The organism is Sinorhizobium sp. M4_45 (assembly GCF_002885915.1).
GTDB lineage: Bacteria > Pseudomonadota > Alphaproteobacteria > Rhizobiales > Rhizobiaceae > Sinorhizobium > Sinorhizobium meliloti_A.
This window is the reverse complement of the sequence record NZ_NWVE01000003.1, coordinates 240,374-255,854: the sequence shown is the minus strand read 5'-3', so window position 1 is coordinate 255,854 and position 15,481 is coordinate 240,374. Positions and strand designations below refer to the sequence as shown.

Here is a 15,481-nt window from a genome sequence, read left to right as displayed (position 1 = left end):
CGCTATGCGCATCATGGCGCTTCAGACTCGGACGGTAAGTAGATTTAGAACCTTGCATTTGCAAGCATGCCGCGAGCCCTGCGCACGGGATTTGGCCGGTGCAAAAACCATCTTGACGCCGCGGCGATAACCGTCCCTAATTGCGCCATTCACCAGGGGGGTCCCGGCAAGGGGCTGAGATACTGCTAGCGCGCGCAGTGACCCGTTGAACCTGATCCAGTTCATACTGGCGTAGGGACGGTGCAGACGTGCAGCAGCGAGGATTCCGTTTACCGGCAATTCATCGGCGATACGTCTTTTCATCCTTCCGGCTTCAGAACTGGGTCTCCAACGCGAAAACATTGGAGCCTCAAGATGAATCTAATCAAGCCTCTCCCCGCGGCGCCCTCGGTCACGCAAGGACCGCTCCCGGCATCCCGCAAGGTTTACAAGCCGGGCGAGATCCACCCGGACATTCGCGTGCCGATGCGCGAGATCGCGCTGCATCCGACCTCCGGCGAGCCGCCGGTGACTGTTTACGATTCCTCCGGCCCCTACACGGTCGAAAACGCCGATATCCGCATTGACGCGGGCCTGCCGCGCCTTCGCAGCGACTGGGTTCTCAAGCGCGGCGATGTCGAAAGCTACGACGGCCGTGCGGTGAAGGCCGAAGACAACGGCTTTGCGACCGGCGAAAGGCTGACGCCGGAATTCCCGATTCGCCACCAGCCGCTCAAGGCTAAGCCGGGAAAAGCGGTAACCCAGCTCGCCTATGCCCGCGCCGGCATCGTCACGCCGGAGATGGAGTTCATCGCCATCCGCGAAAATCTCGGCCGGAAGGCCGCGAAGGAGGCGCTTGCCCGAGACGGCGAAAGCTTCGGTGCCTCGGTCCCCGATTTCGTGACGCCGGAATTCGTGCGCCAGGAAGTGGCGAGCGGCCGCGCCATCATTCCGGCCAATATAAACCACCCGGAAGCCGAGCCGATGATCATCGGCCGCAACTTCCTGGTGAAGATCAACGCGAATATCGGCAATTCCGCCGTCACCTCATCGATGGCCGAGGAGGTCGAGAAGATGGTCTGGGCGACTCGCTGGGGCGCCGACACGGTCATGGACCTTTCCACCGGCCGCAACATTCACAACATCCGCGAATGGATCATCCGCAATTCGCCGGTACCGATCGGCACCGTGCCGCTCTACCAGGCGCTGGAAAAGGTAAACGGCATTGCCGAGGATCTTTCCTGGGAGGTCTTCCGCGACACGTTGATCGAGCAGGCGGAACAGGGCGTCGACTATTTCACCATCCATGCCGGGGTCAGGCTTCACTATATCCCGCTCACCGTGGATCGCGTCACGGGCATCGTTTCGCGCGGCGGCTCGATCATGGCGAAGTGGTGCCTGCATCACCACCGCGAGAGCTTCCTCTACGAGCATTTCGAGGAGATCTGCGACATCTGCCGCGCCTATGACGTTTCCTTCTCGCTCGGCGACGGCCTGCGTCCCGGCTCCATCGCCGACGCCAACGACCGGGCCCAGTTCGCCGAGCTCGAAACGCTGGGCGAACTGACGAAGATCGCCTGGGCCAAGGATTGCCAGGTGATGATCGAAGGGCCGGGCCATGTGCCCATGCACAAGATCAAGGAGAACATGGACAAGCAGCTCGCCGTCTGCGGAGAAGCGCCCTTCTATACGCTCGGGCCGCTCACCACCGATATCGCGCCCGGCTACGACCACATCACGTCAGGCATTGGCGCGGCTATGATCGGCTGGTTCGGCACCGCCATGCTTTGCTACGTGACGCCGAAGGAACATCTGGGCCTGCCCGACCGCAACGACGTCAAGACCGGCGTGATCACCTACAAGATCGCCGCTCATGCCGCCGATCTCGCCAAAGGACACCCGGCCGCCCGAACCCGCGACGACGCGCTGTCACGAGCCCGCTTCGAGTTCCGCTGGGAGGATCAGTTCAACCTCTCGCTCGACCCCGAGACCGCGCGCAATTTCCACGACGAGACGCTGCCGAAGGAGGCGCACAAGGTCGCGCATTTCTGCTCCATGTGCGGACCGAAATTCTGTTCGATGCGGATTTCCCACGATATCCGCGCCGAGGCGCAGAAGGAGGGCCTCGAGGCGATGGCCGCTAGATATCGCGACGGCGGCGACCTCTATATGCCGGTCGATGAAAGCAATGCCGCACCCGCTGGAGAATGAAATGCGCGTGCTGATCAGAGGGGCCGGCGTCGCCGGCCTCACCGCCGCCCATGAACTTCTCGGGCGCGGCGCCGCAGTGACGATCATGGAAAATGCCGCCGGCTTTCCCGGGGCCGCTTCCTGGTATGCGGGCGGCATGCTCGCTCCCTGGTGCGAGCGCGAAAGTGCCGAGGAAACCGTCCTGAGGCTGGGGATCGGCGCCGCCGACTGGTGGGAAGCCGCGCTCCCTGCCGGTTCCGTTCATCGCAACGGCACGCTCGTCGTCGCGCAACCCCGTGACGGAGCCGAACTCCAGCGTTTCGCCTCCCGCACCTCCGGCTTCCGCTCGCTCGATGCAGAGGAGATCGCAGCGCTGGAGCCGGCTCTCGCCGGCCGTTTCCGGCAGGCGCTGTTCTTTCCGCAGGAGGCGCATCTCGACCCGCGCCGGGCACTCTCGGCGCTCCGGCAAGGGCTGACGGCACGCGGCGCGGTATTCGCCGGCGAGGACATGGACGATCGCGATTTCGCGCTCACCGTCGATTGCACCGGCGCGTCGAGGGTCGGCGAGATCGACGGGCTACGCGGGGTGCGCGGCGAGATGGCCTATCTGCAGACGGACGAGGTGACGCTCTCGCGTCCGGTGCGCATGCTGCATCCCCGCATCCCGCTCTATATCGTGCCGCGCGACGGAGGGCTCTTCATGTGCGGCGCGACGATGATCGAAAGCGACGACGCCGGCCCGATCACCACCCGCTCGCTGATGGAACTGCTGAACGCCGCCTATGCGCTCCATCCGGCTTTCGCCGAAGCGCGCCTGATCGAGACCGGCACGGGCGTACGCCCCGCCTTTGCCGACAACCTGCCGCGGGCCTCGCGCCGCGAAAATACCATCACCGTCAATGGTCTCTATCGTCATGGCTTCCTGCTCTCCCCGGCCACGGCCCGGGAAGTGGCGGCGCTGGCCCTGGGCGACGAGACACGCAAAGGAGATTCCCGATGAAGCTGACCATCAACGGCGAGGAACAGGAGCTTCAGGCCGCTACACTCGCCGAGGTCTTGCAGCGCCTCGATTTCGAAGGCGACTGGCTGGCGACCGCCGTCAACGGCGAACTGGTCCAGAAGGCAGACCGATCCAGCTACCGGCTGCAGGACAGCGACCGGATCGAGATTCTGTCGCCGATGCAGGGAGGCTGACGATGCCGCTATTCTATGGAACAGAAATCCGGTCGAGACTGCTGCTCGGAACCGCCCGCTATCCCTCGCCGGCCGTGCTCGCCGAGGCGGTGCGGCGGTCGGGCACCGATATCGTCACGGTCTCGCTCCGCCGCGAGACGGCCGGCGGGCGCCAGGGCGGCGCCTTCTTCGAGCTGATCCGCGAACTCGGCGTGCGCGTGCTGCCGAACACGGCCGGCTGCCATTCGGTCTCGGAGGCGGTGCTGACCGCGAAGATGGCACGCGAGGTTTTCGGCACGAGCTGGATCAAGCTCGAAGTGATCGGTCACCAGGACACATTGCAGCCGGACGTCTTCGGCCTCGTCGAGGGGGCCCGCATCCTCACCGGGGAAGGTTTCCAGGTCTTCCCCTATACGACGGACGACCTCGTCGTCGCCGAAAGGCTGCTGGAGGCGGGCTGCCGGGTGCTGATGCCCTGGTGCGCGCCGATCGGCAGCGCCATGGGACCGCAGAACGTGCAGGGCTTGCGCGCCATGCGCTCGGAATTTTCCGACGTGCCGCTGATCGTCGACGCCGGCATCGGCCGCCCGTCACATGCGACAACCGTGATGGAGCTCGGCTACGACGCGGTCCTGCTCAACACCGCCGTTGCCGGCGCTGCCGATCCCGCCGCCATGGCCGAAGCCTTCGCCAAGGCAATCGATGCCGGGCACGCGGCTCACGGCGCCGGCATGCTCGAGCCGCGCGACATGGCCGTCCCGTCCACCCCCGTCATCGGAAAGGCAGTCTTCTCGTGAAGCTCGATCCCTTTTATCTCATCGTCGACAGCGCCCAATGGATCGAACGGCTGGTGCCGCTCGGCGTCAGGCTCGTCCAGCTCCGCATCAAGGACCGGGACGAGGAAGACATCCGCCGCCAGCTACGGGTCGCCAGGGCAGTCTGCGCCGACCATGAATGCCAGCTGATCGTCAACGACTACTGGCAGCTGGCGATAGCGGAAGGCTGCGATTTCATCCATCTGGGACAGGAGGATCTGGCGGAGGCCGATCTTGCCGCCATCCGTGCCGCAGGGCTCAAGCTCGGCGTCAGCACCCATGACGAGGCGGAACTGGCAAACGCGCTCGCAGCCGAACCGGACTACGTCGCGCTCGGACCCATCTATCCGACGATCCTCAAGAAGATGAAGTGGGCGGCCCAGGGGCTGGAGCGGCTTTCATGGTGGCGCGAGCGCGTTCACCCGCTCCCGCTCGTCGCCATCGGCGGCCTCAATACGGAGCGGATCGAAGGCGTCTTCGCGCACGGCGCCGACAGCGCCGCCGTGGTGACGGACATCACGCTGAATGCCGATCCGGAGGGAAGGACAAGGGAGTGGATACGGAAGACGGAGGCGTGGAGATGAAGTCGTGGCTGCCCTCTCCTCGTTAAACCCGAGGAGAGGGAGGTCGCCGCTTGTTTCTTCGCTCCGCTTGCAGGGAGGTGCCCGCAGGCGAATGTCGGTTTTCCTTCCGACACGCCGAGGCCCCGTTAGAAGGCTATGCTGCGCCGGGAGGCCATGACATAGAGCCCGCTCGCGAGCGTCGCGACGGCGCAATAGGTGATGGCACCGAGCGGGCCGAAGCTGTCCACGAAGAGCCCGCCGAGAACAGCGCCGCTGGCGATGCCGACCTGGAAGGTCGCAACGATGAGACCGCCTGTGCTTTCCGCATGGTCGGGTGCGGCTCGCACCATCCAGGTCTGGACGGCGACGGGCAGCGCCCCGAACGCGAAGCCCCACAGGGTCACCGCCACGGCCGACACGACATCGAGCGAACCGAAGGTCACGAGGGCGAACGCCATCGCCGCGATGAGCAGCGTTCCGAGGCTCACGGCCGCCGTGATGCTGCGTTCGATGATGAGCCCGCCGGCGAGATTGCCGAAGAAGCCGCCGATGCCGTAAGCCAGCAGGATCAGGGAAATCGCCTCGATGCCGAACTCCGGGACGTTTTCGAGGAACGGGCGCACATAGGTGAAGCCGGCGAAGTGGCCGGAGACGAAAAGCAGGACGGTGATGATCCCAATTCGGATGCTCGGCATGCGCATGAGGTCGAACAGAAGCTTCATGCTCGGCGCCGACTGCGGCGGCAGGCGCGGTATGGTCGCCATCTGCACGATCAGCGTTACGGCACCGACCGCCGCAGCCATCAGGAATGCGGCTCGCCAGCCCCAGAGATCGCCGATATAGGCGCCTAAAGGCGCCGCACAGACCGTCGCCACCGAGACGCCGGTGAAGACGATCGACATGGCACGAGGCACGAGCGACATCGGCACGAGGCGCAAGGCGATCGCCGCCATCATCGACCAGAAGCCGCCGAGCCCGATGCCGAGGACGACGCGTGCGGCAAGGAGCATGGCGAGATTGGTGGCGAAAGCCGCAAGCAGGCTCGAGGCGATCAGCGCCAGGGTGAAGCCCCAAAGCACGAGCCGGCGGTCGAACCGGCGCGTGGCGATGGCGATCGTCAGCCCGGCGACCGCGCCGACGACGGCGGTCGCCGTCACCGCCTGGCCGGCTGTGCCCGTGCTGATACCGAGATCGGCGGCCATCGGCGTGAGAATGCTGACGGGGAGGAATTCTGCGGTGACGAGGCCGAACACGCCGAGCGCGAGGGAGCCGACCCCGGCCCATGCCGGATCGATTCGCTCCTCGCTTTCCGGTATAAACGTGGCGTCCAAAGTGGTCGCTGTATCTGTCATAAGAGCGGTCTCCTTGAGAGGGTCCGGCTTAGATAAGGCGTGACGCCCTGGACATTCCATGCTAGAAATTCCGCAATGCTTGATCATTCGTCCAAAACATCCTCCTCCGCTTCGGAGGATTTTCTCAGCGAACTTCTGCGCGGACTGCGCCTCGACGGCGTCGATTACGTCCGTTGCGAATTGACCGCGCCCTGGGGAATTTCATTTCCGGCGCAGGAGGCGGCACGCTTCCACTTCATCTGCGGAGACTGCTGGCTGCGGGTGGCCGACGGAGACTGGATCGAACTGAAGCGCGGCGATGCCGTGCTTCTGCCGCGTGGCGGCGCGCATGCGCTGGCGAGTGCGCCCGGCGAGAAGCTGTCGCCGCTCGAAGCCTATTCGGTCCAGGAGGTATGCCATTGCGTCTACGACGTCTGCGGGGGCGGGCGCGGCAAGACCACCATCCTTTTCTGCGGCAGTCTGCGGTTCAACATGGATGCCATGCATCCGTTGTTGCGCATGATGCCGGACGTGATGCGCATCGACGCCCTGACGGCAAGCGAGCCGGCGATCCCGCACATGCTCGACGCCATGGCGCGGGAAGTCGGCGCCAGCCGCGTCGGCTCCGGCGGCGTGCTTGCGCGGCTGGCCGACGTGCTCGCGGCGCTCATCATCCGCTCCTGGGTGGAGCACGGATGCGGCAATACCAATGGCTGGGTGGCGGCGGTCCGCCATCCCGGGCTCGGCCGCGTAATCGCGGCCATGCACCTCGATCCGGAAAAGAGCTGGACCGTGGATTCCCTCGCCAAGCTCATGGGCGCCTCGCGCTCCGGCTTCGCGCAGCAGTTCGCCGCCGTGGTTGGCGAGACGCCGGCCCGCTACCTCACGCAGGTGCGCATGCATCAGGCACGGCAATGGCTGACCCGCGACCGCATGCGCATCTCCGTCGTCGCGCGCCGCCTCGGCTATGACTCGGAAGCCTCGTTCAGCCGCGCCTTCAAGCGTGTGATCGGCCTGCCGCCAAGCCACTATCGCGGCTCCGAACCGCCAGAAGCACCGACGTTTACCATCGGCGAGGGCTGAGCGAGAGGCAAAGTAGACCTACCGCACGTTCCTTAATCGTAATCGATTGAAGAGCAAAGACATGCAGCAGATCAAAGTGCTGCAGCGACTTTTGCGTGTCTGACACGCGGCGCTGTAGAGCATTTGACCCAACGCACTTCCGACCGGAGAACCGCTACACACTTTTCCTGGACGTGCTTTAAGGCGGCCACTCCTCGGCTGTCCATTCCCGCGCGGTGTGGATGACGCGCAGGATCATGACGCTTTCGCGGCCGCCGTGGTTCATCAGTGCATATGCGATTACATAGGGCAAGCGGGTGATGGACTTCTCGTACGTGCCGATCACCCGCCCCGGCCTCCCGGTCGCCATCTCGCCGAGTGCTGCGGCCGTATCGCGGACCCGGCCCGCCACTCTTGCCGCTGCATCCGGGTCTTCCCGTGCAATGAAGAAAACCTGATCCTTGAGGTCATCCAGAGCTGCACGCGACCACTGAACAGGCCGCCTCAAACTTTATCGCCCTTGCCGGCCTCGGCCTTCCGGATCAAGCCGAAAATTTCAACCATGGCCTCTTCATGCGGAACGAGGCGGCCAGCTTCGGCATCAGCCATGCCGCGCTTGATCCCGTCGATGATTTCAAGCTCCCGGTCCACATAGGCAGCCAGGGCTTCGCCCGCGAGGAAGGAGCGGCTGCGCGAAGTGGCGCTAGCGATCCGATCGAGCTTTTTCTTTAACTCGGGGCTGACCCGAATGGTCATGGTGGTGCTGACGGGCATGACATTATCCTGTATTCGGTTGTGTACACGCTAACACAAGGTAGCGAAACCGTCCAATCTACCTTCCTAAGACGTGTGAACACGGCCGCCGTGGACGCAGTCATCAGACGCGGAAAACGAGTGCGCTACACGACCCGACCACATCGCAGAGTTGCAAAAATGCAGCACGCGACATGTTTGTCGGTTCTGCCGTAACGAGGACTCCATCTCAAGCGGATCATTTGTTATCGCTTTGGTGAAGAGCGTTGGCATGCAGAGGTCCACTTTGCCTAAGTAAAAACCGGTCTCAATCCATTTCTCACCCGTATTGCCGCCGGCCGACGAGAGTCGGTGGGGTATGAATGTGTTCATCGGGTGGTGGCATGAGACCGGTCTGGCATCGTTTAAATGTGCCAAGTGCAGCCCCGCTGTCTCAGCTCTTCACCCCCCGAACGCCGCCATACCGTGCCCTAAGGGCTTTCTCACGCTCCCATCTTGGTGGACTTCCGAAAGGAAGGCCAAGACGGTATGTGCAATACACTTCAGGTCCGTTGGACCATCATTCCCCTAATCCCCCCTCAGCCTTGGGTAGCATGCAGCGGATGCGGCGGCGTTAGAGCCTTCGAAAGCAGCAACAAGATCAGGCTTAATGCCAATGGTCGGAAGCTTGATGCATGGCTTATCTACAAATGCTCGACGTGCGACAGGACCTGGAACCGCCCAATATTCGAACGCCGAAATGTTCGCGACATCCGTCCCGCTGTCCTCGACGCACTACAGTCCAACGATCCCTCTTGGATTCAAGCGGAGACTTTCAATCTCGAAGCACTCAGGCGGAAGTCGCAAAGGATCGATGAGTTTTCCGAATTCGAGGTTCGAAAGGAGCTGCTGCACGAGGTTGCTGATTGGGTGCACTTGGAGATCGAGCTTTCGGTTCCATTCCCGAGCAGTACGCGCCTGGATCGCTTACTTGCCTTGGAGCTAAGAATCTCGCGCTCTCAGTTGAGCGCACTCCATCGGAGCGCTTTGCTTCGGACGGCACCTGATCGCACCGATCTCTTACGACGGCGAATCAGGAACGGTATTCGGGTAACCTTGGATCTTTCAGGTGTAGCCGACAAGGATCTGGTGTGGAAGCCGGCTGCTATTGAAAATACTTCATAGAAGGAGCCCCCCAAGGGCGGGAACTTCAGGACCCCTTGCGGTGCTTTCCGATGGAAGACACTCCGGCTGCACTTAATCAGCGCGCTCTGCCGAAACTCGTCGTCGGTGGCCAGGATCGGTACGCCTTGCGCGCCAGGGCATCCGCCTCGGGGTTGTTGACATTGATCGGCACGCCGGCCCTCCATGTGGATCGCTTCTTTAAATGTAGCCCCCTGCATCTGCATAACCAAGCACGGCCATGCGGCAGTTGAGAGCGGTGCGGCTCGCTACCGCAAACGCCGCCCGTCTTCGGCGAAGAACCGCCTTCGGTCCTCCGGTACGGCGAAAGAAAGTCTTTCCCCTGCCTGCCAGTTCGGGCCCTCGCGCTGTTCGACGACGAGGCTCTGGCCGTCTTCGAGCTGGCAGTAGAGGTAGCGCGTTCCACCGAGATATTCCGAGAACTCGACCTGGGCAGTGATCCGTTCCGGTCCCGGCTCCGCCACGGCGATATGTTCGGGCCTTATGCCGAAAAGCAGGCGCTCGCCGTGCCTCAGGCTGCCGCCGTCGATCGCTGCCTCGAGTGTGGTCTCGCCGACCCGGATCGTCCCGTCCCCCTGCCATTGCGCATCGAGAAAATTCATCCGTGGCGAACCGATGAAGCCTGCCACGAACATGTTGGCCGGATCCTCGTAAACGTCGCGGGGGCTGCCGGCCTGCTCGATCCGGCCGTCCCGAAGCACGACGATCTGGTCGGCCAGCGTCATCGCTTCCGTCTGATCGTGTGTGACATAGACCATCGTGTTGCCGAGCTCGCGGTGCAGGCGGGCAATCTCGATGCGCATCGAGACGCGCAGTTCCGCATCGAGGTTGGAAAGCGGCTCATCGAACAGGAAGACGTCGGGCTTGCGCACGATCGCCCGGCCGATCGCCACGCGCTGGCGCTGGCCTCCGGAAAGCTGGCCGGGCCTTCGGTCGAGCAGATGGTCGATCTTGAGGATGGACGAGACCTGCGCTACGCGGCGCTCGATTTCGGCCGAATCCGTTCGCGCCATCTTGAGCCCGAAGCCGAGATTGTCGCTGACGCTCATATGCGGGTAGAGCGCGTAGGACTGGAAGACCATGGCGATGCCGCGCTCGGAGGGGTCGAGGTCTGTCACGTCCCTGCCCTTGATTGCGATCTCCCCCTCGGTCACCTCTTCGAGCCCTGCGATCATTCGCAGCAGGGTCGATTTTCCGCAGCCCGACGGGCCGACGAAGACGACGAAATCGCCTTCCTCGATCGTCAGGTCGATGCCATGGATAACCTCCAGGCCGCCATAACTCTTGCCTATGTCGCTGAGCACGACGCTCTTGTTGCTGATGCCGTTCGCCATCCTGGAGGTCGCCTACTTTTCCGACTGGACCCAGACGAGCATCTCTCCCGGCGCCCGGTTGTCCCAGAGATGATAGGGCACGAAGCGCGCTTTGTGCGGGCGGCGCTCAGGCCTCGTCTGTCGGTAAAGCGCCTTTCCCCAGTCCTCCGTTTCCTCGCGCTCGACGGAAATGTCGATGGCAATCGCACCGTTCAGATCATCGAGCACGACCGTTTCGGCAGCCGGCAGTTCGCGGGGAAGCACAATTGCGTTCAGATCCTCGCCATTGTCCGTGGCTTCGACGCAATAGACCAGCGGACCGCGCATCAGCGCCACGCGGCCGACATCCTGCCGGACCTTCGGATTGGCATATTGCGGCCGAAGCGCCAGCGGCAGATAAAGCGCCACCCGGTCGCCGTCCGACCATTCGCGTTCGATGCGGGCATAGCCGCCGGTCAAATGAGCCGAGAGATCGAGCATCCTACCGTTGACGCTTAACGTCGCGCCGACCGCCCATTCCGGTATGCGCAAGGACAGCGCGAACTTCGCCGGCCTGGCGAGTTTCGTCGTGAAGGCGATCGCCCCCTCCCAGGGGTAGCTGGTCTCCTGCCTGAGCTCGACCTCGGCGCCGTTCGCGAGTTTCAGCCGCGCCGTGCTTTCGCCGTAGAGATGGACTGCGATCTCATCCTCCGCGACCGCATACATATAGGAACCGATCGAGGTCACGAGCCGCGCGATATTGGGCGGGCAGCAGGGGCAATGATGCCACTTCCATCGGTGGTGCCCGCCAGTGCTTTCCAGCGGGTTGTCGTAGAAGAAGGTCTTGCCGTCGATCGAAAGGCCCGGCAAGGCGCCGTTGTAAAGCGCCTGCTCCATGACGTCGGCATAGCGGCGGTTCGGGCCGCGGCCGAGCATGCGGCTCGCCCAGAAGACAAGGCCGACGGAGGCGCAGGTCTCGGCATAGGCCGTGTCGTTGGGCAGGTCGTAATAGCAGGTGAAACCCTCGTTCGAGGCTGCCGGACCGATACCGCCGGTGATGTACATCTGCTTCGTGGTGAGGTCGTCCCACAACGTTTCCAAGGCCGCCGTCAGGCTGTCGTCCCTGTATTCGGTCGCGATGTCGGCCATACCGGAATAGAGATACATCGCGCGCACGGCGTGGCCGACGACCTTTTTCTGCTCGCGCACCGGCTGATGCGCCTGACCGTATTCATAGGTCTTCTGGATGAAACTCTCCGGATCGCGGCCATCCCTTTTGGCCTCTTCGGTGAAGAAATGCGGCTCGGTGCCGCGCTCGTCGATGAAGAACTTCGAAAGGTCGAGATACTTCTTTTCGCCCGTCACGCGCGCAAGCTTGACGAGCGCGAGCTCGATCTCCTCATGGCCGCAATAACCCGGAATCTGCCCTTCGCCATGCCCGAAGACCGTAATCATATAGTCCGCAAAGCGGCACATGATGTCGAGAAGCTTGCGCTTGCCGGTCGCCTGGTAATAGGCGACGGCAGCCTCGATCAGATGGCCGGCGCAATAGAGCTCGTGGTGGTCGCGCAGGTTGGTCCAGCGCCTGTCGGGCTGAACGCGCTGGAACCAGGCATTGAGATATCCGTCCTGGTCCTGCAGCTTCTCGTACATGTCGATGATCCGGTCGGCACGCGCCTCGAGTTCCGGATTGGGGCGGCGGTAGAGCGAATAGGCGATCGTCTCGATCGACTTGCCGAGGTCGGAGTCCCAGAACATCTGGGTGGTACCGCCCCAGGGTTGGATGGGGATGACGACACCGGGGCTTGGCTCACTGACGTCGATCGCCTTGATCATGCCAGCCTCGACGCAGCGGTCGAGCAGGGTTTCGGCGGTGGATTGGCAGACGGCATCCTGCCACTTGCCCCAGAATCCGCCGAGTTCGACATCGGGAACGGCAACGGGGCGGAACTGGCGGTCTTTCACGGTCTTTGTCATGAGGTTTCTTTCTCTCGGATCATTTCACCGCGCCGGCCATCAGCCCGCGCATGTAATAGCGTTGCAGAAGAAGGAAGACGAACAGGCAGGGAACGACCATCACCGCGACGCCGGCCTGCACCGCGCCCCAGTTGATCGCACCGAGACGGCCGGCGCGCACGGCGGTCATCAGAACGGGAAGCGTGTAATTGTCGTTGCTGGACAGAAGGACGAGCGCGGCGAAGAATTCGTTCCAGGCATTGAGGAAGGCGAAGATCGACACGGTCGCAATCCCGGGCATGACCAGCGGCAGCAACACCCGCACGAGCAGTTTCACGTCGCGGGCGCCGTCGATGCGTGCCGCCTCCTCGATCTCCTTCGGCACGGCATCGAAGGCGTTGCGCATCATGAAGACGGAGAAGGGAAGCTGCAGCGTCACATAGACGAGCATCAGCCCGATGAGCGAATTGTTGAGCCCGAGCCGCGCCAGGATGATGAAGAGCGGCGTCAGGATCGACTGGAACGGGATCATCAGCGTCGCGATGATCAGCACGAAAAGCGCGTTCTTGAACGGGAAGCGGTAGCGGGAGAAGCCGTAACCGGCGAGCACGCTGACCGCGACGGTCAGGGCGACCGTTCCGATCGACACGAGGAGCGAATTGAACATGTGCTGCCAGATGCCGGCACCGAAGCTGTCGAGCGCCCGGTAGGCGTCGAAGCTCAGCCCCGAGATCGGCCATGGCGGCAGCGGCGGCCTGCCGGACTCGCTGTTCGGCCGGAAGGAGGCAAGAAAGGAAACGGCAAAGGGCGCCAGGAAGAAGAAGGCCGTGCCGATGCCGATGCCGTGGTAGACGATCCTGTCCCGGAGCGCCTTGCGGGCGCGGATTTCGCGGCGCGTCCTCATGGGCGTTCGTCCCCCACCTTGAGCAGCCAGAGCTGGACGACGCTGAGCGTCACCAGGATCAGGAGGAGCGCGATCGACAGTGCCGCACCGTAGCCGAGATTGAAAGACACGAAGGACTGGTTGAAGATATAGTAGACGACGGAGATCATCTTGTTCTGCGGGCCACCGCTGGTCATGATGTAGAACTGGTCGAAGGCGAGGATCGAGCCGGTGACCGAAAGGATGAGCGCCAGCGCCATGGTCCGGCGCATCAGGGGCAGCGTCAGGTGGCGGAAGCGTTGCCAGCGGCCGGCGCCGTCGATGCGCGCGGCCTCGGTCAGTTCGGCCGGGATGGCCTGCAGCCCCGTCAGCAGGATGATCATGGTGAAGCCGGCGATCTTCCAGACCACCATGACGATGATGGTCAGAAACGCGGTATCGAACTTGGCGAGCAGGTTGATCCGTCCGGAGGTGAGGCCCAGCATATCGAAGAGCGGCGCGAAAAGCCCGCTGTCGACATTGGCGAGCCACACCCAGAGCAGCGAGGCGGATGCGAGCCCCACGACGACAGGCAGAAAGACGATGGTCCGGTAGAGCGAGACCAACGGCCTTTGTTTCTCCACGAAAATCGCCAGCGGAAAGGCGACCGCGAAAATCGCTATCGTGACGATCAGGGTATAGTGGGCGGTGAAACCGAGCGCGTTGAAGAACCGCGCATCGGTGAACATCCGCGTATAGTTGCGCAAACCGATCCAGGCCGGCTCGCCGAGCAGCGGCCATTTGTGCAGGCTCATCCACAGGGTGAACAGCACGGGCAGCACGAAGAAGAGCGTGACGAGCGCCATCGCCGGCGCGATATAGATGAGCCCGCGCCAGCCGGGTTGCCGCTTCGGGCGGCGTCGGTGCCTGGCGGATGTGAGCGCTGACGTCGTCATGTATGCACTTTCGAGAGTTTCGGGGCACTGGTGGCGGAGGGGGTTATCCCCACCCGCCATCCGCGAAGCGGCAGTTTCCTCGTGTCCGCCTTACTGCCCGGCGTCGATGATCGACTGCATCTCGTCTTGTGCGTTCGAGAACGCCCCGTCGACGTCATCGCCATAGATCGCAGCACTGGTGAAGGTCGCCCACGGCCCGTTGGCGCTGTTGATCAGGTCGTTGAATTGCAGCGTATAAGGCGTCTGGGCGACGGCGATCGCCTCCATCCCGACCTTGAGGCGCGGGTCGAGGCCTTCGAGCACCTCATTGGCGATGTCGCCGCGGGTGGGCAGGCTGCCGAATTTCGCCATGATCTTCTGGCCTTCCGGCGAATAGGTATATTCGAGGAATTCCTTCACCTCTTCGAGCTTCGGCGTGCCCTTGGTGACGACGAAGTTGTCGCCGCCGGCAAAGGAGGACGGCTTGCCGTCGACGCCCGGGATCAGCGTCACGCCGAAATCGATCTCCGGATGCTGCGTCACCAGCGTGCCTATGGCGAAGGCGCCGAGGCTCTGCTGGCCGATCTTGCCATTGGTGAAGCTGAGGAAATTCACGCCGTTGTCGCTCGCGGCGCCCGCGGGAACGAGATCCTTCTCGACCATGTTGCGGTAGATGTCGACGGCCTTGCGCATTTGCGGCGTGTCGAGCGTCGCGGTCTTGCCGTCGGCTGAAAGGATATCGGCGCCCGCGCCCCAGGTCAGCGGCGTGAAGGTGAAGATCATGCAGCCGCCGCAGCCGCCCCCGGAGAAATAGAAGCCGTAGGTGTCGCCACCGAGCGCGCGGATTTTCTCGGCATTGGCGGTGATCTCCTCCCAGGTCTCCGGTGCCTTTTCGGGGTCGAGGCCGGCCTTTTTGTAGAGGTCCTTGTTCCAGGCGAAGATCGAGGTCTCGACCGTGAGCGGCAGGCCGTAGATCTTGTCCTCATAGGTGCCAAGCTTCACATGCGAGGGCGAGAGCGAATTGAAGTAGGGCAGCGCCTTCGCCCAGTCGGTGAGGTCTTCCAGCTGACCGGCGGCGGCGAATGCCGGCGTGTAGATCAGGTCGAGCGAAAGCGCGTCCGGCGCCTGGCCGCCGGCGATCGCAGTGGCATATTTCTGCACGAGCTCGGCAAAGGGCACCTCGGTGAGCTCCACCTTGTGCTCGTGACCTGCATTGTAGGCCTTGACGACTTCCTTGAACGAGTCGCCGATACCCGAGCGGACCCACATGCTGATCGTCTCGGCCGATGCGACCGAGATCATGCTGGCCGATATGAGGGCCGTCGCTGCCATCAGTTTCGTGAACATTTCGCATTCCTCCCAAATGCGGGGCCACTCCGGGTGACCCC

The 15,481-nt window shown here is 63.2% G+C and carries 15 protein-coding genes and 1 riboswitch; of the genes, 7 read left to right on the top strand and 8 right to left on the bottom strand.

What is annotated here, in order from left to right; translation table 11 throughout:
* The first annotated feature begins 144 nt into the window (after window positions 1-144).
* Window positions 145-256: riboswitch (TPP riboswitch) on the top strand.
* A 98-nt stretch (window positions 257-354) separates the two neighbouring features.
* The 5 genes from thiC to CN933_RS11445 are packed head-to-tail and all read left to right on the top strand — an operon-like array spanning window position 355 to window position 4,741.
* A complete protein-coding gene (gene thiC / locus CN933_RS11465) occupies window positions 355-2,190 on the top strand; it encodes a phosphomethylpyrimidine synthase ThiC (RefSeq protein WP_102761572.1) in 1,836 nt (611 codons plus the stop codon).
* Between the two features lies 1 nt (window position 2,191).
* Entirely contained in the window at window positions 2,192-3,169 is a 978-nt protein-coding gene (gene thiO / locus CN933_RS11460; RefSeq protein ID WP_102761571.1) for a glycine oxidase ThiO, read from the top strand.
* Window positions 3,166-3,363 (top strand): sulfur carrier protein ThiS, encoded by a 198-nt coding sequence (gene thiS / locus CN933_RS11455; protein ID WP_102761570.1) that lies wholly within the window; start codon window positions 3,166-3,168, stop codon window positions 3,361-3,363. Before thiO ends, thiS begins: the two co-directional genes overlap by 4 nt.
* A 2-nt stretch (window positions 3,364-3,365) precedes the next feature.
* Window positions 3,366-4,139 (top strand): thiazole synthase, encoded by a 774-nt coding sequence (locus CN933_RS11450; protein ID WP_102761569.1) that lies wholly within the window; start codon window positions 3,366-3,368, stop codon window positions 4,137-4,139.
* Window positions 4,136-4,741 (top strand): thiamine phosphate synthase, encoded by a 606-nt coding sequence (locus CN933_RS11445; protein ID WP_102761568.1) that lies wholly within the window; start codon window positions 4,136-4,138, stop codon window positions 4,739-4,741. Before CN933_RS11450 ends, CN933_RS11445 begins: the two co-directional genes overlap by 4 nt.
* 125 nt (window positions 4,742-4,866) lie before the next feature.
* On the opposite strand, the gene CN933_RS11440 is transcribed toward CN933_RS11445, so the two are convergent.
* A complete protein-coding gene (locus tag CN933_RS11440) occupies window positions 4,867-6,072 on the bottom strand; it encodes an MFS transporter (RefSeq protein WP_102761567.1) in 1,206 nt (401 codons plus the stop codon).
* Window positions 6,073-6,147: 75 nt separating this feature from the next.
* Between CN933_RS11440 and CN933_RS11435 the strand changes: the two genes are divergently transcribed.
* On the top strand, window positions 6,148-7,134 hold the full coding sequence (locus CN933_RS11435; RefSeq protein ID WP_018096092.1) for an AraC family transcriptional regulator: 987 nt from the start codon (window positions 6,148-6,150) through the stop codon (window positions 7,132-7,134).
* Between the two features lie 178 nt (window positions 7,135-7,312).
* Here the strand turns inward: CN933_RS11435 and CN933_RS11430 are convergent, their stop codons facing one another.
* Both CN933_RS11430 and CN933_RS11425 read right to left on the bottom strand, forming a co-directional pair.
* Complete coding sequence (locus CN933_RS11430; protein WP_018096091.1) at window positions 7,313-7,621, bottom strand: type II toxin-antitoxin system RelE/ParE family toxin; 309 nt, start codon at window positions 7,619-7,621, stop codon at window positions 7,313-7,315.
* Window positions 7,618-7,887 carry a CopG family ribbon-helix-helix protein gene (locus CN933_RS11425; RefSeq protein ID WP_102761566.1) on the bottom strand — a complete coding sequence of 90 codons (270 nt, stop codon included), beginning with the start codon at window positions 7,885-7,887 and terminating at the stop codon, window positions 7,618-7,620. The genes CN933_RS11430 and CN933_RS11425 overlap by 4 nt, the downstream gene beginning before the upstream one ends.
* A 507-nt stretch (window positions 7,888-8,394) precedes the next feature.
* Here CN933_RS11425 and CN933_RS11415 point away from each other — a divergent pair.
* Window positions 8,395-9,030, top strand: a complete 636-nt coding sequence (locus tag CN933_RS11415; protein ID WP_102761564.1) for a DUF1062 domain-containing protein — start codon at window positions 8,395-8,397, stop codon at window positions 9,028-9,030.
* 266 nt (window positions 9,031-9,296) lie between these two features.
* Here CN933_RS11415 and CN933_RS11410 read toward each other — a convergent pair whose 3' ends face one another.
* The 5 genes from CN933_RS11410 to CN933_RS11390 all read right to left on the bottom strand — a co-directional run bounded on the left by CN933_RS11410 (window position 9,297) and on the right by CN933_RS11390 (window position 15,440).
* Window positions 9,297-10,382 (bottom strand): ABC transporter ATP-binding protein, encoded by a 1,086-nt coding sequence (locus tag CN933_RS11410; RefSeq protein ID WP_102761563.1) that lies wholly within the window; start codon window positions 10,380-10,382, stop codon window positions 9,297-9,299.
* A 12-nt stretch (window positions 10,383-10,394) separates the two neighbouring features.
* Window positions 10,395-12,317: a glycoside hydrolase family 127 protein gene (locus CN933_RS11405; protein WP_102761562.1), complete on the bottom strand. Its 1,923-nt coding sequence runs from the start codon at window positions 12,315-12,317 to the stop codon at window positions 10,395-10,397.
* Between the two features lie 19 nt (window positions 12,318-12,336).
* The gene (locus CN933_RS11400; RefSeq protein ID WP_102761561.1) at window positions 12,337-13,200 is read right to left on the bottom strand and encodes a carbohydrate ABC transporter permease; all 864 of its coding nucleotides are present in this window, start codon (window positions 13,198-13,200) and stop codon (window positions 12,337-12,339) included.
* Window positions 13,197-14,114: a carbohydrate ABC transporter permease gene (locus CN933_RS11395; protein ID WP_018096085.1), complete on the bottom strand. Its 918-nt coding sequence runs from the start codon at window positions 14,112-14,114 to the stop codon at window positions 13,197-13,199. The genes CN933_RS11400 and CN933_RS11395 overlap by 4 nt, the downstream gene beginning before the upstream one ends.
* A 90-nt stretch (window positions 14,115-14,204) precedes the next feature.
* Window positions 14,205-15,440 (bottom strand): ABC transporter substrate-binding protein, encoded by a 1,236-nt coding sequence (locus CN933_RS11390; protein WP_102761560.1) that lies wholly within the window; start codon window positions 15,438-15,440, stop codon window positions 14,205-14,207.
* Window positions 15,441-15,481: the final 41 nt, after the last annotated feature.